Source organism: Pseudomonas sp. GL_093 (assembly GCF_057837605.1).
In genome coordinates this window covers 3,736,619-3,757,144 of record NZ_CM174448.1, presented here as the reverse complement: position 1 = coordinate 3,757,144, position 20,526 = coordinate 3,736,619, and the positions used below count along the sequence as shown (strand labels likewise).

The window sequence follows — 20,526 nt, the reverse complement described above, 5'->3', positions numbered from 1 at the left end:
TTGGAAGTGTTGTTGCATAAATAGTATTACTATATAGTCCGTTTCAACGGAGGGATTGCCCTGACGGTTTTCCGCGAGAGGCGTCCCCCGAGGTTCTATAACAACAACAATCGGAGACCGATCTCATGAGCCAGGAACTGCGGCTTATTCGTCGCATTACGCTGAAACTGATTCCCTTCCTGATCCTGCTGTACCTGATCGCCTATGTGGATCGCTCCGCCGTAGGCTTCGCCAAATTGCACATGGGCGCCGACCTCGGCATCGGTGACGCGGCTTACGGCTTGGGTGCCGGGCTGTTTTTCATTGGCTATTTCCTGCTGGAAATCCCCAGCAACCTGATGCTCGAACGCTTTGGCGCGCGGCGCTGGTTCGCGCGGATCATGGTCACCTGGGGCGCCATCACCATCGGTATGGCCTTCGTTCAGGGGCCGCACAGTTTCTATGTGATGCGCTTTCTGCTCGGTGCCGCGGAAGCCGGGTTCTTCCCGGGCGTTCTCTACTACATCACCCAGTGGTTTCCGGTGCGCCATCGCGGCAAGATCCTCGGGTTGTTCATCCTGTCCCAACCCATCGCCATGTTGATCACCGGCCCGGTGTCCGGCGGTCTGCTCGGCATGGACGGCATTCTTGGCCTGCATGGCTGGCAGTGGCTGTTCATCGTCATCGGTACCCCGGCGATCCTGTTGACCTGGCCGGTGCTGCGTTACCTGCCGGACGGCCCGAAACAGGTGAAGTGGATGGACCAGGCCGAAAAGGACTGGCTGACCGGCGAACTGAAAAAGGATCTCGAAGAATACGGCCAGACCCGCCACGGCAATCCGTTGCACGCCCTCAAGGACAAACGTGTCTTGCTGCTGGCGCTGTTCTATCTTCCGGTGACCCTGAGCATCTACGGTCTGGGCCTGTGGCTGCCGACCCTGATCAAGCAGTTCGGTGGCACGGATCTGGTGACCGGTTTCGTGTCGTCGGTGCCGTACATCTTCGGGATCATCGGGTTGCTGATCATTCCGCGCAGTTCCGATCGCTTGAATGATCGCTACGGCCACTTGGCGGTGCTTTACGTGTTGGGTGCCATCGGCCTGTTCCTCAGCGCCTGGCTGACCGTACCGGTGCTGCAACTGGCGGCGTTGTGCCTGGTGGCCTTTGCGCTGTTTTCCTGCACCGCGGTGTTCTGGACCTTGCCGGGCCGCTTCTTTGCCGGTGCCAGTGCGGCGGCCGGAATCGCCTTGATCAACTCGGTGGGCAACCTCGGCGGCTACATCGGTCCGTTCGTGATCGGCGCGCTCAAGGAATACACCGGCAACCTGGCTTCGGGCCTGTATTTCCTTTCGGGTGTGATGGTGTTCGGGTTGGTGTTGACCGGTGTGGTTTATCGGTTGCTGGAGCGCAAGCACGTACTGCCGGCCGACCAGTTCGCTGCCAGCGCCCGAGGCGCTACCCGCACCTGAGCCATCACCAAAATCCCCTGTGGGAGCGAGCTTGCTCGCGATGGCGGAGTGTCTGCCCGCATCAATGTTGAATGTTGGGCCGCTATCGCGAGCAAGCTCGCTCCCACAGGGGGCCAGCGTTGGATTTGAGATTTGTTACAGGAGAAAATCATGCGTTTAGTTCAGTTCGAATTGAGTAACGGCGAGCGCCGGGTGGGCGTGGTCGAAGACAGTCTGGTGCGCGAAGTGCAGGGCGCGCGCACCGTTCGCGACCTGGCGTTGGCCGCGATCGAGGCGGGCGTCAATCTTGAGCAACAGGTGAAAACCCTGGGCCTGAGCATCAGCCATGACTATGCAGAGCTGTTGGCCACGCTGCGCATCCTGCCACCGCTGGATCACCCGGACCCGGCGCACATGCTGGTCAGCGGCACGGGCCTGACCCACCTGGGCAGCGCGTCGGCACGAGACAAGATGCATCAGCAAGTCGGCGACGAAGCCGCGATGACCGACACCATGCGCATCTTCAAATGGGGCGTGGAAGGCGGCAAACCGGTAGCGGGGCAGGCCGGCGTACAACCGGAATGGTTCTACAAGGGCGACGGCAGCATCGTCGTGCGTCCGGGCCAACCGTTTCCGCTGCCGCCGTTCGCCGAAGACGCGGGGGAGGAGCCGGAACTCAGTGGACTCTACGTCATCGGCCACGACGGCAAACCGTATCGACTCGGTTTTGCCGTGGGCAATGAATTCTCCGATCACGTGATGGAGCGCAAGAATTACCTCTACCTGGCCCACTCGAAATTGCGCAGTTGCAGTTATGGCCCGGAACTTCGGGTCGGTGAACTGCCGGAGCATCTGGCAGGCACCAGCCGCATCCTGCGTGACGGTGAAGTGCTGTGGCAGAACGAGTTTCTCAGTGGCGAGGCCAACATGTGCCACAGCCTGGAAAACCTCGAGTACCACCATTTCAAATACAGCCAGTTCCTGCGCCCGGGCGATGTGCACATTCACTTCTTCGGCACTGCGACCCTGTCCTTTGCCGACGGCATTCGCACCCGGCCGGGTGATGTGTTCGAGATCAGTCAGACCGAGTTCGGTGCACCGTTGATCAACGGGATTGCACCGGTTGAAGCGGCGTTCGAGCCCGGCACCGTTGGCACCCTTTAAGGAGATAGGCATGACCCAGATTCTTGGTCACAACTACATCGGCGGTCAGCGCAGCGCTGCCGGCGAAATCATCGTCAAAAGCGTTGATGCCAATACGGGCGAAAACCTGCCTTACAGTTTTCACCAGGCCACCCTCGAAGAAGTCGATGCCGCCGCCAAGGCTGCCGCTGCCGCCTACCCGGCCTATCGCAGCCTGAGTGCCGAACGTCGGGCGCAATTTCTCGATGCGATTGCCGATGAACTGGACCTGTTGGGTGATGACTTTGTAGCGCTGGTCTGCCGCGAAACCGCGCTGCCAGCGGCACGGATTCAAGGCGAGCGCGGTCGCACCAGCGGTCAGATGCGTCTGTTCGCCAAAGTGCTGCGTCGCGGTGATTTCTACGGTGCGCGGATCGATCGGGCATTGCCCGAGCGCCAACCGTTGCCGCGTCCGGACCTGCGTCAGTACCGCATCGGTCTCGGGCCGGTCGCCGTGTTTGGCGCCAGTAACTTTCCGTTGGCGTTTTCCACGGCGGGCGGCGACACCGCGTCGGCGTTGGCCGCCGGTTGCCCGGTGGTGTTCAAGGCTCACAGCGGTCACATGGCCACAGCCGAACGGGTGGCCGACGCGATCATCCGCGCCGCAGAAAAAACCGGCATGCCGGCCGGCGTGTTCAACATGATCTACGGCGGTGGGGTTGGCGAAGCACTGGTCAAGCATCCGGCGATTCAGGCGGTTGGCTTTACCGGTTCGCTCAAGGGCGGCCGTGCGTTGTGTGACATGGCCGCAGCACGTACGCAGCCGATTCCGGTGTTCGCCGAGATGTCGAGCATCAACCCGGTGATCGTTTTGCCCCAGGCGCTGCAAGTTCGCGCCGAATCGGTCGCCCGTGACCTGACCGCTTCGGTGGTTCAGGGCTGCGGTCAGTTCTGCACCAATCCCGGGCTGGTGATCGGTATTCGTTCACCGCAGTTCAGCGCCTTCATGCAACAGGTGGCGGGCCTGATCGGCGATCAGCCGGCGCAAACCATGCTCAATGCCGGGACCTTGAGCAGCTATGGCCAAGGTCTGCAAAAGTTGCTCGCCCATCCGGGCATCGAGCACTTGGCCGGCAGCCCGCAGGCAGGGAATCAAGCCCAGCCGCAGCTGTTCAAGGCCGATGTCAGCCTGTTGATCAAGGGCGATGAAGTGCTGCAGGAAGAAGTGTTCGGCCCGACCACGGTGTTCGTCGAAGTCGCCGATCAGACGCAACTCAGCGCCGCGTTGAACGGTCTGCACGGCCAGCTGACCGCGACGATCATTGGCGAGCCGGCAGACTTCGAACAGTTCGCTGAGCTGACACCGTTGCTGGAACAGAAGGTCGGACGGATCCTGCTCAACGGTTATCCGACCGGGGTGGAAGTCTGCGATTCGATGGTCCACGGCGGGCCGTATCCGGCAACTTCCGATGCGCGCGGCACGTCGGTCGGCACCTTGGCCATCGACCGCTTTCTGCGCCCGGTATGCTTCCAGAACTACCCCGACAGCCTGCTGCCGGAGGCGTTGAAGAATGGCAATCCGCTGCGTATTCAGCGAATAGTGGACGGCCAACCGTCCCGCGAGGCCCTCTAACGGTCAAACACAGTCCCTGTGGGAGCGAGCCTGCTCGCGAAAGCGGTGTATCAGTTAGAGATGATGTCGACTGACACTCCGCATTCGCGAGCAGGCTCGCTCCCACATTTGTTCGATGTCGTCTTTGAGTTTTGTGACCGGCACTGGGGCGCGCTCACATTGAGCTATCATTGCGTCTTTCCCATTCAAAGATTGACTGCCATGACCGCCCCAACCGACACCTTGCTCGCCACCCTCGAACACTGCGATATGGTGGAAATCGACGGGCTGCACGCCTTCGAATTCTCCCTCGATGAAGACGATAACCTGCACATCGAATGCCTGGACGGTCGTGTGTCCAAGCACTGGGAGTTCACCCCGGCCGAAGTCGAGGCCGCGACCTTCGATCCAACCCTGCAAAGCTGGCTGATCACTGGCAGTTCCGGCGAGCACCGGTTGGTGTGCATGACCGCGTTCCGCGGTGATGACGACGAGGAAGAAGCGAATGAGGATGCGTAAGCTCTGGCCACTGTTGATGGCCGGCAGCGTCGGCGCGATGGGTTTTCAGGTTGCGTCGGCCGATGACTATCAGTTGCTGGTCGGCTCCTACACCGCCGGTCAGAGCCAAGGGATTTATCGCCTGAACTTCGACAGCGCCACCGGGCAGATCGATGCCAAGCCGCTGCAAGTGGTCAAGAGCGAAAACCCATCCTGGCTGACCCTGTCCAAGGATCAGCGTCACCTGTTCGTGGTCAACGAAAACGGCCCGGGACAGACCGATCCGGTAGGGCGCGTCAGCAGTTATGCAGTTGATCCGAAAACCCATGCACTGAGCCTGATCAATCAGGTGCAAAGCCTGGGCAACGAGCCGACTCATTCGGGCCTCAGCGTTGAAGCCAGTCACCTGTTTGTCAGCAACTATTCGGTGGCTGAAGATCCGGGCGGCACGCTGGCAGTATTGCCGGTGGACGCCGACGGCAAGCTGAAACCCGTGGTGCAGATGAGTAGCCATCCATCGAGCCGGGTCAATCCCGAGCGGCAGATGTCGGCGCACGTGCATTCCACGGTTTCGTCGCCGGACGGCCAGTATGTGTTCTCCAATGACCTGGGCGCCGACAAGATCTTTGCCTACCGCTTCGACCCCAAGGCCAACCCGGAATTGCCCTTGACCGCCGCCACACCGGCGTCCGTGCAGTTGCCACCCGGTAGCGGTCCGCGTCATCTGCTGTTCAGCGCCGATGGCAAGCACGCGTGGCTGACCATGGAAATGAGCGCGCAGGTTGCGGTGTTCGATTACAAGGACGGCCAACTCAAGCAAACGCAGATGGTCGAGTTGGCGACGGGTCAACCCGTTTCGGACAAGGCAGCCGCTGCGCTTCACGCGTCGGGCGATGGCAAGTTCCTCTACGTCAGCAACCGTGGCACCGCCAATCAGCTGCTGGTGTTCGCCATCGATCCTGCGACCGGGCACCTCAAGGAGCTGCAGCGCCGTTCCGTAGAAGGTGACCACCCGCGTGAGTTCAGCCTCGATCCGAGTGGCAAGTTCTTGTTGATCGCCAATCAGAAAAGCAACCAGATTGTCGTCGTCGAGCGCGATTCAAAGACCGGCCTGCTGGGTAAAACCGTGCAAAAACTGCCGATGGATGCCCCGAGCGACCTCAAGTTCCTGGTGCGTCAATAGGCCGCAGGCCCCGGTTGATGGGGCCTGCATCCTTCTATTAATGACGCTGATATCTGCTAATGCTACAAAAGATTTCAAGGCGCCAACCTCGAAGGTTAAGTTTGCTTCACGGCCCCACCGGGCAAGCAAGCCAACTGAATACGAGGAATACCGCCATGAACTTCAATCTCTTCTCTGTAATCGCCGCTTCCGCTATCTCGGCCACCGTTGCTCTGCCAGCCAGTGCCAACGTTGAAATCAGCGACAAAAAATCCCACGCCCAAAGCTACACCCAGAAATACCTGCAACAGAGCGCCAACTTTTACGCGGCTCTGGATCACAAGACCCAAGCCTGAAATTTGAACCCTGCACCTTTTATGCAGGAGCGAAATCACTTGCGCCGATCGAGCTGAAAAGCTTCGAGAAACCTGAGTGATGTCGCTCCTGCATAACGCGTTTACGACAGCATCATATTGCTATCAACGTATTGCTTGATATCACATGGCCATAGGTTTAAATTTGACGCTGATTTTTTGACTCCTTCTTGTGATAAGGATCGACAGCATGGCAATGCGTCTGGCCGTGGTTCTTCTGTTTCTCTATTCCACCCCCATTCTTTCGGCTGCCCAGCCCATTCCAGACGAGCCGGATGCGGCCCGCGAGCGCTTGATGAGTTTTATTGAAGACTGAAATAGTCTGGCTTAATGATCAACGAAGCTGATGGTCACTATGGATAACCCTGAGTGGTTATCGCCGCTTTTTTGATCGATTCTGTGGGCATCGAAACATGCCTGCGGAGAACATCATGGCCAGCTCAATCATCACTTCTGCCAAATATGGCGCCTACCTGGCTATCGCTCTTTACGTAGCCATGGTGCTGGTTTTCAGCCTCTCGCCTCAATCGCAACAGACCCTCAATGCGCCGATCCAAGTCGCTCATCCCGGCATCCAGTTTGAACACCGTTCGCAAAACGCGATGGTTGATCAGACTGAACTCTCAGGAGTCGCCGGAGCATGAAAGGGCACAGACTTTGGGTCATCGCCTTCCTGGCGTTCATGACCAATGGATCTTCCTTGCTGGGGATCGGACAGGGCTCGGCGGGGTCGGTGGCACGGACTATCGAAGCCAACCACAACCTTGCTCGCAACATTGAAACCGCGAAGGCCCTGGGGCTGCTGGCCGGCAATCCGCCAATCGAACGCCAGGACGATTTCTTCGGGCCGTTCCAAGTGGATTGCTCGGCGTTGCAGATGTGTGAAGTGTTCGCCTGAGTCGCCTAGACGACTCACTTGTAGCAGCTGGCGAAGCCTGCGTTCGGCTGCGCAGCAGTCGTGAAACCAGAGCACGCGGTCTTCCAAGTAGATCTGACATACAGGATTTACGACTGCTTCGCAGCCGAACGCAGGCTTCGCCAGCTGCTACAGGGATCGGCGCGGCTACTTGCCCATCACGCCAATAAATAGCTCCGACTCCAGAAACCGCTGCAACCAGGCCTGCAAACGGCGATAGGGCGTCTGCCCGAACCACTCGCGATCGACATGGGCGAACTGCCGCACGAACGGCATCAGCGCCACATCCGCCAGACTCGGATGCTCGGCCAGCAAGTAGTCGCGTCCCTCCAGCAACTCATCGAGCCTGCGCAAAAACACCTCGCCTTCGGCGCGATAAAACGTCATTGGCTGCTCAGGGTATCGCTCGGCGTACTTGTAGCGATTCAGGTGCACCTTGAACACCTGATCGTTTTCTTCGATCAGCTCGGCGATGAGTTGCTGCCCGACAGGGTCATCCTTGAGCAACCAATCCTGGGGATCGTTCTGCGCCAGGGCCCAGTGCATGATCGCCAGGCTTTCATCGATCACCTGACCGTCGACGCTGAGCACCGGCACCGTGCCTTTGCTCGACAGCGCGAGCATTTCGGCAGGTTTGGCCTTCAGGCTGACCTCGACAATGTTCACCGCCACGCCGGAGTAGCGCAGGGCCATGCGCGCCCGCATCGCGTAGGGGCAGCGGCGGAAGGAATACAGCGTATTCATTTCACCTCCAGCGTACTCAGGCCGTTGCCCTGACGGCGGACCTGAATCTGCACCGGAATCCGTTCATGCATTTCCTGCACGTGTGAAATCACCGCGACTTTTCGTCCCTGCGCTTGCAAGCCGTCGAGAGCATCCATGGCCAGTTGCAGGGATTCCGGATCAAGGCTGCCGAAGCCTTCATCGATGAACAGCGATTCGATTTTCAGCGTGCTCGATGCCATCGATGCCAGGCCCAAGGCCAGGGCCAGCGACACCAGGAACGTCTCGCCGCCGGACAACGAATGCACCGAACGCAGTTCATCGCCCATCTCGGTGTCCATCACCAACAAACCGAGCATGCTGCCGCCACGTTTGAGGCGATAGCGCCGCACCAATTGCCGTAACTGAACGTTGGCGTGATGCACCAACAGGTCGAGGTTGTAGGCTTGGGCGATCTTGCGGAAGGTGTCGCCCGTAGCCGAACCGATCAGCGCATTCAAACGGGCCCAGCGCTGGTATTCGGTGTAGGCGTCGGCAATCTGCTGCGCAAGGGCCTGATTGGCGTTTTGCCGGCGCTGATCCTCGGCCTGTTCGGCGCGCAGTTCGGCGCAACGGTGTTCGCTGGCGATGAACAGGTTTTGCAGCTCGGCAAGCGCTGTCGCCAGCTGTTCGGCGTCGAGATTGCCATTGTGCTGTGCTTGATGATTGAGCAGACGCTGATCGCGTTCCTGCAACAGAACCTTGGTCTGTTCGATGGCTTTTTCGCTTTGCTGCAATTGCCGGCGCAGTTCGCTGACCTGCTGGTCGTCGACACTCAGCAGAGCTTCCAGGCCACCGTCATCCAGTTCCGGATGCAATGCGCGCCAGTCGGCAATCTTGCCGCTCAGCTCGCGATCTTCGGTGTCCAGTGCCTGCGAGCGTTCCTGCTGGGCCTTGAGTTCGGCGCCCAGCTGCACCAGCCGCGTACGCACGGTTTGCAGTTCCTGATTGGCCGTCGCTTCAGCATTGCGCGCCTGTTCGACGGCTTGATCCAGTTGCTGCTGCCACTGCTCGGCGCTGCTGTGTTCGCCGAGCAATTGCGTGAGTTTTTGCTGGCAGGCCTGTTGCTGGTCGGCGAGGGCGGTGAACTGCTGTCGGGCCGTTTCCAACTGCTGGAGGCGAGTGAGTTGGCGGTCCTGTTCTTTCTCCAGCGTTTGCTGCCGTTGTTGCTGTTCGCTGAGTTCATCGCGTTGCTGATCGAGTTGTTCTAGCCGCTGGGTGATCTGCCGGTCCAGTTGCATGAAGGTCGCGGCCGGTTCGTTGCGCAGCGCTTGCAGTGTATCGGCCGGGAGCAGGGTGCTGAACGCTGTCAACTCCTCGTCCAGACGCTGGCGATCACTGCTCAACTCACGTTGCTGGTTGGCCAGGTGCTGGGCAGCTTGCTGGCTCGCCGTTTCAGCGCTACGCAGTTGCTGTTGAAGGCGCGCGGCGTCCTGTTGCAGGGTGAGCAGTGCGGTTTGCCGTTGTTCGTCCTGAGTGATGCTTTGGTTTAGCTGACTGCTTTGCTGCGTCAGCCAGGCATCGCGTTTGAGCGCATCCTGCGTGAGCAGCTGCGCAGACAACGGATGTGCTTCAAGGCTCGGTGCCAAGCTCTGCTGCTGGGTCGCGAGGTGTTCTTGCTGTTGCAGCAACTCCTTTTGCTGCGCAATCACGCCGCCCACTTCAGCGCGCAGTTCAGTGAGTTTTTCTTTCAACAGGTCGACGGCTTTCTGGGCGTTGGCCTGTTCGCTTTCATCATGCCGGCCAAGGCTCTGCAGCAGGGCTTCGGGCTGATGATAGGGATGGTCGGGGCTGCCACAGACCGGGCACGGCTGATCGTCCTGCAACTGCTCGCGCAGTTCTTCGACGCTGGCGCTGCGGGCCAGGCGCTGGCGTTCCAGCAGCTCGCGGGTGACGGTCAGTGTCTGTTCGGCAACGACCAGCTCGCTCTTGGCTTTCACGCCGTCCTGGGTCAGACGTTCTCGTTCTTGCTGAGCGCTCAGCTGGCGCTGCTGGAGTTCGGACGCGCGCTTGTCCAGTTCCTGCTGACTGGCCCACAGTCGCGTCAGCTCTTCAAAGGCTCGCTGCTGCTTGCGGTTGTCGTGCAACAGACTCCCGAGAATCTGAATCTGCTCGGCCACCGCTTCCGGTTCGGCGCCGGCCTCCTTGTACAGTACTTCAAGGCTCTGGCGCTGAGTGGACAGGTCCTCGGCAGCGCGAGCGGCGCTTTGTTCCAGGGCGGCCAGTTCGGCCTGGCCCTTGTTCAGGCGATTGCCGATCAGCATCAGCTGTTGCAGGCGATCACGGTAGGCGTTCCAGGCATCGCTCAACGGCGCCAGAGGGGTGCTTTGCTCAAGCTCTGTGGCGATTCGTTCCAGGCGCGACGCGACCTGTTTCTGTTGGTCTAGCAAACCTTGGATCGTGTTTTGGCCCTGAGTGCAGGCCAGTTCCGCCTGCTGCTTGAGGTCGGCACTGAGACTGGCGTCTTTGACCAGACGGGCGAGGGTGCTTTGCGCTTCGAAGGCTTGACGCAGCAGTGGAGCGCTTGAGGTGTGTTGGCTTTGGGCCTCGACCAGCGCGGTCTGCGCGGCGCTCAGGCTGTGTTCGAGTTGCGCCTGACGCTCATTCAGTTCGGTTTGCTGTCGGGTGTGCTGCTGAATCTGCGCGGCCAGCGGTGTGAGTTGGGCAGTGAGTTCTGTCTTGCGGGCGAACTGGTGCCGTTGCGGGGCCAGTTGCTCCAGGCGAGTCAGCTTCAAACGTTCGCCGGCCAGAACTTCCCAACGCTGCTGGGCCGATTGCAACTGCTCGGTGGCGCTCTGCTGCTCGTCCTGCAACTGACGCAGGTCCTTGAGCCAGCTGTGTTGCAATTCCAATTGCTTGAGCTGCGCTTGCTGGGTCTTGAGTTGCTGCTGAGCCTCGCTGAAGCGTTCATCGAGTTCTGCCCGAGCTTCTGGCGACAACGGCGTCACGCCGGTGGCCTGGTCCTGCAGCAGCTTGTGGGTTTCGCGAGCCTCTTTGGTTTTGTCGAACGCCCGGCGACCGAGGCGCGTATAGAGCGCGGTGTCGGTGAGTTTTTCCAGCAGTTCGCTACGTTCGTTGTCGTTAGCCTTGAGGAACGCACTGAATTCGCTCTGGGCCAGCAGCACCGCGCGGGTGAATTGCTCAAAGTTCAGGCCCAGTACGGATTCGAGCTGAGTTTTGAATTCAACTTTCTGACTGGCCAGCAGTTGATCCAGATCGATGTCGCGCAAACTCTGACGGCTGGCTTGCAGCTTGCCGCCGGCCTTCTCCCGGGCGCGATTAGCCTCCCAGCGAGCGCGGTAACGACGGCCATCGATGCCAACGAAATCGACTTCGGCATAACCTTCACCGGTGCCGCGACGCAGCAGCGTGCGAGGGTCGCCAGTGCTGATCTCGCCGTCGGCGTCTGGCGCTTTGGCAGACACCTGAGCATTACTCAGCCGAGGCACAGCACCGAACAGCGCCAGGCACAAGGCGTCAAGCAAGGTGCTTTTACCGGCGCCGGTCGGCCCGGTGATCGCGAACAGACCGGCGCTGGCCAACGGCTCAGCGGTAAAGTCGATTTCAAAAGGCCCGGCCAGTGAGGCGAGGTTTTTCAGGCGGATCGCGAGGATCTTCATGGTTGTTCGCTCTCCATCTGCACGTCTTGCAACAGCTCGGCGAAGTCCTTGAGGGTTTGCTCGTCGACCTCGCTGCCGTAGTTGTCCTGCCAGGCGCGGCTGAACAATTCCTGAGGCGTGAGCTGGTCGAGTTCGATCAAGGTCGTGCCGTCTTCCACGCCATCGCGGCTGCCATTACCGGCATATTCAGCGGCGATCCGCACCAGACGCACGGCTTTGCCTTGCAGGGCGGTTTCCACTTGATAACGCAAGTCGGGTTGCGGCTCATCGAGGCGCACCCGAACTTCCAGCCACGGCTGGCGCTGGATATCGGCCAGCAGGTCAATGTTCGGCAAGTCGGCCAGTTGCAGCAGGATTTCCGCCAATGGCGCGGGACCGATGCGTTGCAGATTCACCGCCCGGGGGATCAGTTTGGGTTCGACGCTGACCAGGGTTTCGCCTTTCAGTTGGATGTCGAGAATCTGGTGCTGATAGCCAATCTCTGAGAACGACAGCGGAATCGGCGAGCCGCTGTAGCGGATACGCTCTTCACCATTGACCTTCTGCGGCTTGTGCAAGTGGCCGAGGGCGACGTAACTGATGCTCGGCCCGAACAGGCTGGCGGGCAGCGCTTCGGCGTTGCCGATGATCAGGCTGCGCTCGGAGTCTTCCGAGACCGAACCACCGGCCATGTGCGCGTGGCTGATAGCGATCAGCGCCTGACCTGGTTTGCGCTTGGCATTGGCCGCTTCGATCAGCCATTCGTGAACCTGACCGATACCGCGCAGGTAGTTGTCACCCAAATGCGCACCGGTCACTTCGGCGGGTCGCAGGAACGGCAGCGCCAGGCACCAGGCGACGGTTTTGCCCTTGGCATCCGGCAATGGCAGCAACAGGCGCTCGGCGTCGAGTTGACCGTCATCCAGCCACAGCACACGACCCAGCGCATGCGTACGCAAACGCCGCATCAACGGCGCGGGCAGTTCAATGCGCGAGCCGGAATCGTGGTTGCCGGCGATCATCACGATGGTCAGCTTCGGCTGCTGTTCATGGGCGCTGACGATGAAATCGTAGAGACGTTCCTGGGCTTTGACCGGCGGATTGACCGTGTCGAAGATATCGCCGGCGATCAGCAGCACGTCTGGCTGGTCCAGCTTCAGCTGGCGCAACAGCCATTCGAGAAAGCAGGCGTGTTCGAAATCGCGTTCCTGGCCGTGCAGGTTCTGCCCGAGGTGCCAGTCGGAGGTGTGAAACAGACGCAAGGTGAACTCCGTAGGAAATAAGGTGATGGCCGCGAGGAAAAATAATGGCGGCTAAAGGGGAGGGAGTTTACTGGCAAACACGATAGATGTGGCCACGGACTCCTTGTAGCAGCTGGCGAAGCCTGCGTTCGGCTGCGCAGCAGTCGCAAAATCAGCACATGCGGTGTATCAGACAAGCCATGCAAGCAGGATTTACGACTGCTGCGCAGCCGGACGCAGGCTTCGCCAGCTGCTACAGGGACGGCGGTGGGTGGTTATTTGGGGTAGAGCGGCGGCAGTCCACTGTCGCCGACCGGGTCTTGAACCCGCTCGGCAATCGGAATCGCCTTGATCGCCCGCCACAAGTCTTCACCTTGCCAATGCTGGCCGGTTTCGCTGTAGAGCGCGCCGTTCAAGCCGTCGAGGGCGTCGGACAACGGCACAAAACGCGCCGCCATATCGGCCAGGGTTTCCGGTTGTTGTCGGGCCCAGGCGTCGAGGGCCTGGCGGGTGGCGTGGGAGTCGTTGGCCTGACAGGCGCGCTTGAGATCGTCGAGCACGGTGCGCGGGCTCGGGCCGGTCTGCGCCGCTCGCAGGATCGCCGGTTGCCAGCGGGCGCGCCACCAGAGACCGAAGCCCAGCAGGGTGGTGCAGGCCAGGATCAAGGTGCTGAGTTTCCACCACCAGAGGGCTTCGTTGTCAGCCGCGGAAAAGACTTGTGGCATGCCGGCCGGGGTGTCGACCATCAGGCTCGGATTGTTCGCCACCGGCAGGGTTCGGGCCGGCAGGCTGCTGTGATCCAGGTGGTCCTCGAAGGTGTTCCACCAGATCACTTCAACCGCTGGCAACTCGATTGCGCCGCTGCGCGTCGGCACCAGGGCTTCACGGTCTTCGCGACTGCCGATCAGCCCGCGCTCGCTGTTCTGGTTGCCCAGCACCGGTTGATCCGGGTAGCGCCGCAAACCGTTGACGTCGGTGGCGGGCAGCGGCGGCAATTGCGAACTGTCCAGCCCCTCAGCCTTTACCGTCAGGCTGCGGGTCAACGAATCACCTACCTGCGCATGATCCGGTTCCGGGTTCCAGCTTTCGCTCAGGCTCAGGCTACGGGCCGGCAGCCATGGCACGTCGGCCGGGTAGGTGATGGGTTTGGCTTTGACCGTCAGCAGAATCTCGGCCGAGCTGACCCGCATCAATTTGCCGGATTTCGGTGCCTGGGCGGCGGCGTCCTTGGCGGGCTGTGCGTCCACGAGTGCGGCATTGAATATCTGCGGCGCAATGACCAACTCACCGCTGTGTTGCGGGTAGATCGCGTAGCGCATCTCGATCACGCCGTGGCGCAGGCCATTGATGTCTTTCTCGTAGGTGCGCGCCTCGCCCAGTTGCTCGATGCGCACATCGGGGATTTGCAAAGGAGGCAGGCTGCTGTCGTCGTACAGCGACACCGAATGGTAGATGCGCAAGGTCAGGATCGCCTGGGCTTGTACGTACACGCTGTTTTGATCGAGGCTGGCGTCGATGAACACCGGGGCCCGTTGGTTCGGGCTGTCCTGGGTTTCGGTCTCGACCACTTGCACGGTAATCGGCTGGCTCTGCACGTCACCCAGTTGCAGTGACGGAATCACCACGCTGCCGTTCTGCCGAGGCAGCAGGGTGATGATCCAGCGGGTGGTCGCACGGTTGTCACCGTTCAGGGTGGTCAGCTGGTTGACCTGACGGGTGCCGCGCACTTCGAACAGCGGCTCCAGCGGTGTCAGATCAGGCTTGCCGAACTGCGTCACGTCGCTGGATTCCAGGGTCAGTTCAATCGTTTCGCCGCTGTTCAGGCGACTGCGATCGACACTGGCGACCAGCCCGGCAGCCTGGGCCTGAGCAGTCCAGAGCAGCAGTGCGAGCAAGAAAGTGGTGAAGCGGGTCATCGAGTTTTTCCCTGATCCTGATGTTGTTGCTGTTCGTACCAGAATTTGCGTCTGAGCAATTCACCCGGGTCATCCGGGATTTTACGCAGCCATTGCTCCAGCGCCTGGCGCTGTTCACCGTCGATGCTGTCGCTGGCCGGACGCATCGGTGGTCGGGTGCTGTCTTCATTCCCCAGCTCGCTGCCAGGGACTTCATTGGTGCCGGGTTTCGACGGCGTTTTGCTCTGTTGGTCGGAGTCCGTCGTGGTTTGTTGGCCGTCGGTTTTCGGTTCGCCATTCTCCGACGGTTGCGTGGCCGCGCCCGGCGGCGGTTCTTGCGTGTGGGGCTCGGTCTGGTTTTCGGCGTTTTTGTCTGGAGCAACGGGCGGCGGAGTGTTTTTCTGCTTGAGCAGACTTTCCACCAGCGCCTTGTTGGTCAGGGCCGGGCGCAAATCCGGTTGACGTTCCAGCGCCTGTTCGTAGGCATCCAGCGCGGCTTCCAGCTCACCGCTTTTGGCCAGGGCGTTGCCACGATTGTAGTGGGCGTGGGCGTCGCTGCCTTCGGCGAACCGCTGGGCGGCACCGCTGTAGTCGCCTGCCTCGTAGAGCGCCACACCTTGCCATTGTCGATCTTCGAAATGTTGCGCAGCCTCGGCCGCGCGCTTTTGCTTCAGCAAGATCAGACCCTGTTGGTCGGGTCGCAGCCACAAATCGTTGAAGTCGAAGGCATAACTCGGTTGTGGCAGCAAAAACAGCAGAGGCAAGCAGAACAGCCAGCCGCGACGACCGGCGCACGCCGCCAGCAACAACAACGGTAACAACAGCCAATAACCCTGATCGGCCCACGTATCGAGGCGCAGGGTATGGCCATTGTTGCGCAGCGCACGTGGTCCCTCGAGCAAGCCGAGTGCGCGCAAGTCGGCATCGTCCAGGCGAGCGTGGCGATAGCTTCCGTTCAGGTCGTTGGCAAAGGCTTTCAGGCTTGGCTCGTCCAGATGTGGCACCAGAATCGCGCCCTGGTCGTCCTTCAGAAAACTGCCGTCCTCCTGGGTGATCGGCGCGCCTTCGGCAGTGCCGATACCGAGCATCAGAAATTGTGTCGACTTGCCGTCCAGCGCCTGTTGAATCCCTTGGCGTTCCTGTTCGGTCAAGGTTGAACCGATCAGCAGGATCCGCCCGTCACCGAGGGCACCCTGATCCAGCAATGCAAGGGCCTTGGTCACCGCCAGATCGGCGCGATGCCCTACTTGGGGCATCAGCGAAGGTTTGAGGGCATCCAATAGATTGCGGCTGGTCGACAGGTCATCCGACAGCGGCACCAACGTGTGAGCGCTGCCGGCGTAGACGACGATCGCGGTCTGGGCATCGCTGCGGTTCTCCAGCAGGTCGAACAGCTTGCGCCGGGCCTGCTCCAGCCGGTTGGGGGGTACGTCGGTGGCGAGCATTTCCGGGGTCAGCTCAAGGACCACGACCAGCGGGTCGGCGGGTTTCTGACTGGCTTGCTCGACACGTTCCCAGCTCGGCCCGAGCAGCGCCAGAACGGTCAGCACCCAGGCACATCCAAGGATGACCCACGGCAATTTGCTGTCGCGACCGTTGCCACCACTGAGCAACGCCGCATGGAAGGCCGGTGGCAGAATCATCTGCCAGCGCCCGGCGCGTTTCTGCCGATGCCAGAGTTGCCAGAGCAACCAGCCGAGCAATGGCAACAACAGCAACCACCAGGGGCGGAACAAGTACGGCCAGAGTGCACTCATCGGCGCCTCCGCAGGCGCAGGCGTTTAAGCCGTTGGCGCCAGTCGGGCAGCTGATTTTGCAGAAGATCCTTGGTGAACAGTCGCCGCAACGGGTTGTCCGGCCAGCGTTCGCGAACCACCAACAGCATGCTCAACAGCAACGCCAGCGCCAAAGGCCAGTGGTACAACGCCTGAGCCGGGCGGGCCTGAGTCGGTTGCTGGGTCACCGGTTCCAGTGTGTCGAGGGTGTCCTTGATCGCTTGCAGCTCCTTGTCATCATGGGCGCGAAAATACTGGCCGCCCGTGGCTTCGGCGATCGCCATCAAGGAGGGTTCATCGAGGTCGAGGCTCGGGTTGACCCCAAGGAAACCCAACGTGCCGCTTTGCTCCGGATCGGCGCCGATACCGATCGGGTAGATTTTCACGCCCTCGCTGGCTGCCAGCCGCGCAGCCGTGAGTGGGTCGATTTGGCCGCCGTTGTTGGCGCCATCAGTGACCAGAATCAGTACGCGACTTTGTGCCGGGCGTTGGCGCAGGCGTTTGAGGGCCAGGCCGATGGCATCGCCGATGGCGGTGTTCTTGCCGGCGATGCCGATCCGCGCTTCGTCGAGCCACACGCGCACCGTGTGCCGGTCGAACGTCAGCGGTGCTTGCAGATACGCCTGGCTGCCGAACAGGATCAGGCCGACGCGATCGCCGTCGCGACTTTCAAGGAAGTCACCGAGCAAGTGCTGAACCAGTGTGAGTCGACTGACGTCTTCGTCCTGCCACTGCATGTCGGGGAAATCCATCGAGCCGGACACGTCGACCGCTACCAGCAAATCGCGACCGCTGGCGGCGATGGGTAGCGGTTCGCCAAGCCATTGCGGGCGCGCTGCGGCGATCAGTAACAACAGCCACAGCAGAATGAACGGTGCCTGTTGGCGCCAGGCCGGCAGGTTGGCCCGGGCACGGCGACGGACCAGACCTTCGAGGTCGCCGAGGAAGCTGACTTTGAGCGCCGGCTCGCCACTGTCGGCGACAGGCAGCACGACACGCATCAGCCAGGGCAGCGGCAGCAGGGCAAAGATCCACGGCCAGGCGAACTCAAACATGTTTACGAATCCAGGTGTCGACGGCTTGGGTCAGGCCGGCGATGGCCTTGTCGTCGAGTTTGCATTCGGGTTTGTAGGCGCCTTCGACCAGCACCATCCAGCGGGTCAGGCCGGCGGCCGGGCAACGATTGTCGAGGAATGCCAGCCATTTGCGCCCATTGAGGGTATGGCTCTGGCTGTAGGGGTAGTGGTTGCGGCACAGGCGTTTGAGCAAACCGTTGAGTTGCTGCAACCAGGCACCGGCCGGAGCGCCGTCGTAGGGTTTGGGCATCCGCGCCAGTTCGGCCAACGCGGCAAGGCGCACCGGGTCCAGCGGTTGTTCGGCGCGCACGATCGGGCGCTTGTCTGGAAGAAAGCGCCTTGCCTTCCACAGACCGAAACCGATGAGCGGCAGTAACAACAGCAACAGCCACCAGCCCGGTGCCGGTGGCCAGAATTCGATTGGTGGCGGGGAGATCAGCGGTTGCAGTTGATCGAGGCTGCTCATCGGCCTTTCCCCGGTTTTTGTGGGTTCAGGTACTCGCGCAGCTGCTCGACCATCTCACTCTGGGTGCTCAGGGGCATCAGCAATATCCGCAGCTTCTGCGCCAGCAATTCCCAGCGAGCGATACGTGCTTCGGCCTGGGCGCGATAGGTCTGGCGCAGCTCAAAATTCAGGGTGTCGAGTTCCAGTTGCGCACCGCGTTCGGCGAAGCGTAAAAGCCCGGCGGCGGGCAGGGCGTGATCGAGAGGGTCAGATACCGGCAGCAGCAATAGATCGCAATGCCGCGACAACAGGCTCAGCTGTTGTTCGGCGCCCTCGGTCAGGGTGCGTTCGTCGCAGATTATGATCACCAGGCTGCCGGGGCGCAGGACTTCCCGGGCACGGCGCAGGGCAATGTTGAAGGCGTCCCGGTCCGGCTCGTTTTCCGTGTGCAGCGACTGATTGACCCGCACCAGACGGTTGAGCAACTGCAGCAGGCTCTGTTTGCTGCGTCGTGGCTTGATTTCATAGTGTTCGTTGTTGCCGAACACCAGTCCGCCAACCCGATCGTTATGACCCAGTGCGGCCCAGCCGATCAGGCTCGCGGCCTGGGCGGCGAGCACCGATTTGAACATCAGCCCAGAGCCGAAAAACAGCCGGCGACTTTGCTCGACCATGATGAAAATCGGCCGCTCGCGCTCTTCATGGAACAGCTTGGTGTGGGGTTCCTGGGTGCGGGCGGTGACGCGCCAGTCGATGCTTCGCACGTCATCGCCGGCCTGATAGACCCGCACCTGATCGAAGTCCACCCCACGCCCGCGCAGTTTGGAGTGGTGCAGGCCGATCAGCGGGCTGCGCTGGCTCGGTGTGGAAAACAGTTGCACTTCACGCACACGATGGCGCATCTCGATCAGTTCGGCGAGGCTGACACGGATGCCCGGCTCGGGCGGCAGGATGACGTTCATCGGGGTCAAGCGACGGCTACGACGTCGAGAATCCGCTGGACCACCCGGTCCTGGTCGATGCCCGCGGCTTCGGCTTCAAAGGAAAGAATGATGCGATGACGCAGCACATCGAACAGCACGGCTTGAATATCTTCCGGGCTGACGAAGTCGCGACCGGCCAGCCAGGCGTGGGCCCGGGCGCAGCGGTCGAGGGCGATCGAGCCGCGTGGGCTGGCGCCATAGGCGATCCACTCGGCCATCTCCGGGTCGAACTTGGCCGGGGTGCGCGTGGCCATGACCAGTTGCACCAGGTATTCCTCCACGGCGTCAGCCATGTACAAGCCGAGTATTTCCTTGCGCGCGGCGAAGATCGCCTGCTGGCTGACCCGGCGCTCGGGCTTGGTTTCGCCGTTCAGCGCTTCGCCACGGGCCTGTTGCAGGATCCGACGTTCGACGGCGGCGTCCGGGAAGCCGATTTTCACGTGCATCAGGAAGCGGTCGAGCTGCGCTTCGGGCAGTGGATAGGTGCCTTCCTGCTCGATCGGGTTTTGCGTGGCCATCACCAAAAACAGTGGCGACAGCTCGTATGTGCTGCGCCCGACGCTGACCTGGCGCTCGCCCATGGCTTCGAGCAGGGCCGACTGAACCTTGGCCGGGGCGCGGTTGATTTCGTCCGCCAGCACCAGGTTGTGGAAGATCGGACCTTGCTGGAACACGAAGCTGCCGGTTTCCGGGCGATAGATTTCCGTGCCGGTGATGTCGGCGGGCAACAGGTCGGGGGTGAACTGGATGCGATGGAACTGTGCTTCGATGCCTTCGGCAAGTTCTTTGATGGCCTTGGTCTTGGCCAGGCCCGGAGCGCCCTCGACCAGCATGTGGCCGTCGGCAAGCAAGGCGATGAGCAAGCGCTCGATGAGTTTTTCCTGGCCGAGAATCTGCGTTGAAAGAAAGGTTCGCAGCGCTAGCAGCGCTTCACGATGTTCCATCGATGACTGTTCCTGGAAAGGGTGACCGAAGACGTCCGAATAACGCCAGGGCTGGGGGCGTTACTTTAATCTATCGCGGGGGGCGGCGACTAACGGCATTTTGTGCAAAGTGCGCGAAATGGCTGGGGAAATTGTTGGATTTTTGTAGCAGGGGAGTGATGGGGTGGCTGTGCCGGCCCCATCGCGAGCAGGCTCACTCCTACAATTGATCGTCGTACACCGTCAATGTAGGAGTGAGCCTGCTCGCGATGAGGTCAGATCAAACACCTCAAATCTGGCTGATATAGGTGCCAGTGCCCTTGAGGATGTTTTGCAGTGTTTCTTCCACTTCCGGCAGATCGCTCGCATCAGTGCTGTGAATGATTTCCAGCGAATCATCACCATTCAGCGCATCGGCGTCAGCGGCAGCGATTTCGATCAGCAGGCGGGTAGGGCTGAGGGTGACTTTTACGCCGTCCAGGGTCGAAGGCTCGTCGCCGAGGCTGATGTCCAGCGCGTCCTCGTCCGGGTAGCGGGTCATCAGGAACATATCGCCCTGATCGCTGTGGCAGCAGAGCATGGCCATGTTGTCTTCTTCGTCATCGCACGGGTTGACGATCAAGAGGGCGGTGGTCATTTGCATGGGGAATTCCTGGCTCGACGAGCATTGTGAAGACGAACAAAGGGCGATTCTGCCAGCAGACGGGAATTTCTGC

The 20,526-nt window shown here is 61.0% G+C and carries 19 protein-coding genes; 9 read left to right on the top strand and 10 right to left on the bottom strand.

All coding sequences use genetic code 11. From position 1 onward, the window contains the following. The first annotated feature begins 125 nt into the window (after positions 1-125). From AC3IUE_RS17165 to AC3IUE_RS17125, 9 genes are all read left to right on the top strand, one after another. Positions 126-1,448: an MFS transporter gene (locus AC3IUE_RS17165; protein ID WP_489263048.1), complete on the top strand. Its 1,323-nt coding sequence runs from the start codon at positions 126-128 to the stop codon at positions 1,446-1,448. 150 nt (positions 1,449-1,598) lie between these two features. After that, positions 1,599-2,591, top strand: coding sequence for an AraD1 family protein (gene araD1, locus AC3IUE_RS17160; RefSeq protein WP_056745812.1), 993 nt, complete (start codon positions 1,599-1,601; stop codon positions 2,589-2,591). 10 nt (positions 2,592-2,601) lie between these two features. Then, positions 2,602-4,182, top strand: a complete 1,581-nt coding sequence (locus tag AC3IUE_RS17155) for an aldehyde dehydrogenase (NADP(+)) (RefSeq protein WP_489263047.1) — start codon at positions 2,602-2,604, stop codon at positions 4,180-4,182. 201 nt (positions 4,183-4,383) lie between these two features. Further along, complete coding sequence (locus AC3IUE_RS17150; protein WP_056745816.1) at positions 4,384-4,680, top strand: DUF5629 family protein; 297 nt, start codon at positions 4,384-4,386, stop codon at positions 4,678-4,680. Further along, positions 4,673-5,842 carry a lactonase family protein gene (locus AC3IUE_RS17145; RefSeq protein WP_489268866.1) on the top strand — a complete coding sequence of 390 codons (1,170 nt, stop codon included), beginning with the start codon at positions 4,673-4,675 and terminating at the stop codon, positions 5,840-5,842. Before AC3IUE_RS17150 ends, AC3IUE_RS17145 begins: the two co-directional genes overlap by 8 nt. A gap of 155 nt (positions 5,843-5,997) precedes the next feature. Continuing rightward, on the top strand, positions 5,998-6,177 hold the full coding sequence (locus tag AC3IUE_RS17140; RefSeq protein ID WP_008030101.1) for a hypothetical protein: 180 nt from the start codon (positions 5,998-6,000) through the stop codon (positions 6,175-6,177). Between the two features lie 208 nt (positions 6,178-6,385). Beyond that, positions 6,386-6,511 carry a hypothetical protein gene (locus AC3IUE_RS17135; RefSeq protein ID WP_489263046.1) on the top strand — a complete coding sequence of 42 codons (126 nt, stop codon included), beginning with the start codon at positions 6,386-6,388 and terminating at the stop codon, positions 6,509-6,511. A gap of 115 nt (positions 6,512-6,626) precedes the next feature. After that, entirely contained in the window at positions 6,627-6,839 is a 213-nt protein-coding gene (locus tag AC3IUE_RS17130) for a hypothetical protein (protein WP_489263045.1), read from the top strand. Next, complete coding sequence (locus tag AC3IUE_RS17125) at positions 6,836-7,093, top strand: hypothetical protein (protein WP_489263044.1); 258 nt, start codon at positions 6,836-6,838, stop codon at positions 7,091-7,093. The genes AC3IUE_RS17130 and AC3IUE_RS17125 overlap by 4 nt, the downstream gene beginning before the upstream one ends. A 165-nt stretch (positions 7,094-7,258) precedes the next feature. Here AC3IUE_RS17125 and AC3IUE_RS17120 read toward each other — a convergent pair whose 3' ends face one another. The 10 genes from AC3IUE_RS17120 to AC3IUE_RS17075 form a co-directional block, all read right to left on the bottom strand. After that, positions 7,259-7,855 (bottom strand): glutathione S-transferase, encoded by a 597-nt coding sequence (locus AC3IUE_RS17120; RefSeq protein ID WP_489263043.1) that lies wholly within the window; start codon positions 7,853-7,855, stop codon positions 7,259-7,261. Next, positions 7,852-11,493: an AAA family ATPase gene (locus tag AC3IUE_RS17115; protein WP_489263042.1), complete on the bottom strand. Its 3,642-nt coding sequence runs from the start codon at positions 11,491-11,493 to the stop codon at positions 7,852-7,854. The genes AC3IUE_RS17120 and AC3IUE_RS17115 overlap by 4 nt, the downstream gene beginning before the upstream one ends. Beyond that, positions 11,490-12,734, bottom strand: coding sequence for an exonuclease SbcCD subunit D C-terminal domain-containing protein (locus AC3IUE_RS17110; protein WP_489263041.1), 1,245 nt, complete (start codon positions 12,732-12,734; stop codon positions 11,490-11,492). Before AC3IUE_RS17110 ends, AC3IUE_RS17115 begins: the two co-directional genes overlap by 4 nt. A gap of 254 nt (positions 12,735-12,988) precedes the next feature. After that, the gene (locus AC3IUE_RS17105) at positions 12,989-14,629 is read right to left on the bottom strand and encodes a BatD family protein (RefSeq protein WP_489263040.1); all 1,641 of its coding nucleotides are present in this window, start codon (positions 14,627-14,629) and stop codon (positions 12,989-12,991) included. Then, complete coding sequence (locus tag AC3IUE_RS17100) at positions 14,626-16,365, bottom strand: tetratricopeptide repeat protein (protein ID WP_489263039.1); 1,740 nt, start codon at positions 16,363-16,365, stop codon at positions 14,626-14,628. The genes AC3IUE_RS17105 and AC3IUE_RS17100 overlap by 4 nt, the downstream gene beginning before the upstream one ends. Then, entirely contained in the window at positions 16,362-17,438 is a 1,077-nt protein-coding gene (locus AC3IUE_RS17095; RefSeq protein WP_489263038.1) for a vWA domain-containing protein, read from the bottom strand. The genes AC3IUE_RS17100 and AC3IUE_RS17095 overlap by 4 nt, the downstream gene beginning before the upstream one ends. Continuing rightward, positions 17,431-17,925: a DUF4381 domain-containing protein gene (locus AC3IUE_RS17090; protein ID WP_461998577.1), complete on the bottom strand. Its 495-nt coding sequence runs from the start codon at positions 17,923-17,925 to the stop codon at positions 17,431-17,433. The genes AC3IUE_RS17095 and AC3IUE_RS17090 overlap by 8 nt, the downstream gene beginning before the upstream one ends. Further along, positions 17,922-18,866 (bottom strand): DUF58 domain-containing protein, encoded by a 945-nt coding sequence (locus tag AC3IUE_RS17085; RefSeq protein WP_046046923.1) that lies wholly within the window; start codon positions 18,864-18,866, stop codon positions 17,922-17,924. The genes AC3IUE_RS17090 and AC3IUE_RS17085 overlap by 4 nt, the downstream gene beginning before the upstream one ends. A 5-nt stretch (positions 18,867-18,871) precedes the next feature. Further along, complete coding sequence (locus AC3IUE_RS17080) at positions 18,872-19,831, bottom strand: AAA family ATPase (RefSeq protein ID WP_008150800.1); 960 nt, start codon at positions 19,829-19,831, stop codon at positions 18,872-18,874. A 268-nt stretch (positions 19,832-20,099) separates the two neighbouring features. Continuing rightward, entirely contained in the window at positions 20,100-20,453 is a 354-nt protein-coding gene (locus AC3IUE_RS17075; protein WP_489263037.1) for a hypothetical protein, read from the bottom strand. Positions 20,454-20,526: the final 73 nt, after the last annotated feature.

Bases quoted from the DNA above. Each gene is read 5' to 3' on its own strand.
- AC3IUE_RS17165 (WP_489263048.1), top strand. From the start codon at position 126: ATGAGCCAGGAACTGCGGCTTATTCGTCGCATTACGCTGAAACTGATT.
- araD1 (WP_056745812.1), top strand. From the start codon at position 1,599: ATGCGTTTAGTTCAGTTCGAATTGAGTAACGGCGAGCGCCGGGTGGGC.
- AC3IUE_RS17155 (WP_489263047.1), top strand. From the start codon at position 2,602: ATGACCCAGATTCTTGGTCACAACTACATCGGCGGTCAGCGCAGCGCT.
- AC3IUE_RS17150 (WP_056745816.1), top strand. From the start codon at position 4,384: ATGACCGCCCCAACCGACACCTTGCTCGCCACCCTCGAACACTGCGAT.
- AC3IUE_RS17145 (WP_489268866.1), top strand. From the start codon at position 4,673: ATGCGTAAGCTCTGGCCACTGTTGATGGCCGGCAGCGTCGGCGCGATG.
- AC3IUE_RS17140 (WP_008030101.1), top strand. From the start codon at position 5,998: ATGAACTTCAATCTCTTCTCTGTAATCGCCGCTTCCGCTATCTCGGCC.
- AC3IUE_RS17135 (WP_489263046.1), top strand. From the start codon at position 6,386: ATGGCAATGCGTCTGGCCGTGGTTCTTCTGTTTCTCTATTCCACCCCC.
- AC3IUE_RS17130 (WP_489263045.1), top strand. From the start codon at position 6,627: ATGGCCAGCTCAATCATCACTTCTGCCAAATATGGCGCCTACCTGGCT.
- AC3IUE_RS17125 (WP_489263044.1), top strand. From the start codon at position 6,836: ATGAAAGGGCACAGACTTTGGGTCATCGCCTTCCTGGCGTTCATGACC.
- AC3IUE_RS17120 (WP_489263043.1), bottom strand. From the start codon at position 7,855: ATGAATACGCTGTATTCCTTCCGCCGCTGCCCCTACGCGATGCGGGCG.
- AC3IUE_RS17115 (WP_489263042.1), bottom strand. From the start codon at position 11,493: ATGAAGATCCTCGCGATCCGCCTGAAAAACCTCGCCTCACTGGCCGGG.
- AC3IUE_RS17105 (WP_489263040.1), bottom strand. From the start codon at position 14,629: ATGACCCGCTTCACCACTTTCTTGCTCGCACTGCTGCTCTGGACTGCT.
- AC3IUE_RS17100 (WP_489263039.1), bottom strand. From the start codon at position 16,365: ATGAGTGCACTCTGGCCGTACTTGTTCCGCCCCTGGTGGTTGCTGTTG.
- AC3IUE_RS17095 (WP_489263038.1), bottom strand. From the start codon at position 17,438: ATGTTTGAGTTCGCCTGGCCGTGGATCTTTGCCCTGCTGCCGCTGCCC.
- AC3IUE_RS17090 (WP_461998577.1), bottom strand. From the start codon at position 17,925: ATGAGCAGCCTCGATCAACTGCAACCGCTGATCTCCCCGCCACCAATC.
- AC3IUE_RS17085 (WP_046046923.1), bottom strand. From the start codon at position 18,866: ATGAACGTCATCCTGCCGCCCGAGCCGGGCATCCGTGTCAGCCTCGCC.
- AC3IUE_RS17080 (WP_008150800.1), bottom strand. From the start codon at position 19,831: ATGGAACATCGTGAAGCGCTGCTAGCGCTGCGAACCTTTCTTTCAACG.
- AC3IUE_RS17075 (WP_489263037.1), bottom strand. From the start codon at position 20,453: ATGCAAATGACCACCGCCCTCTTGATCGTCAACCCGTGCGATGACGAA.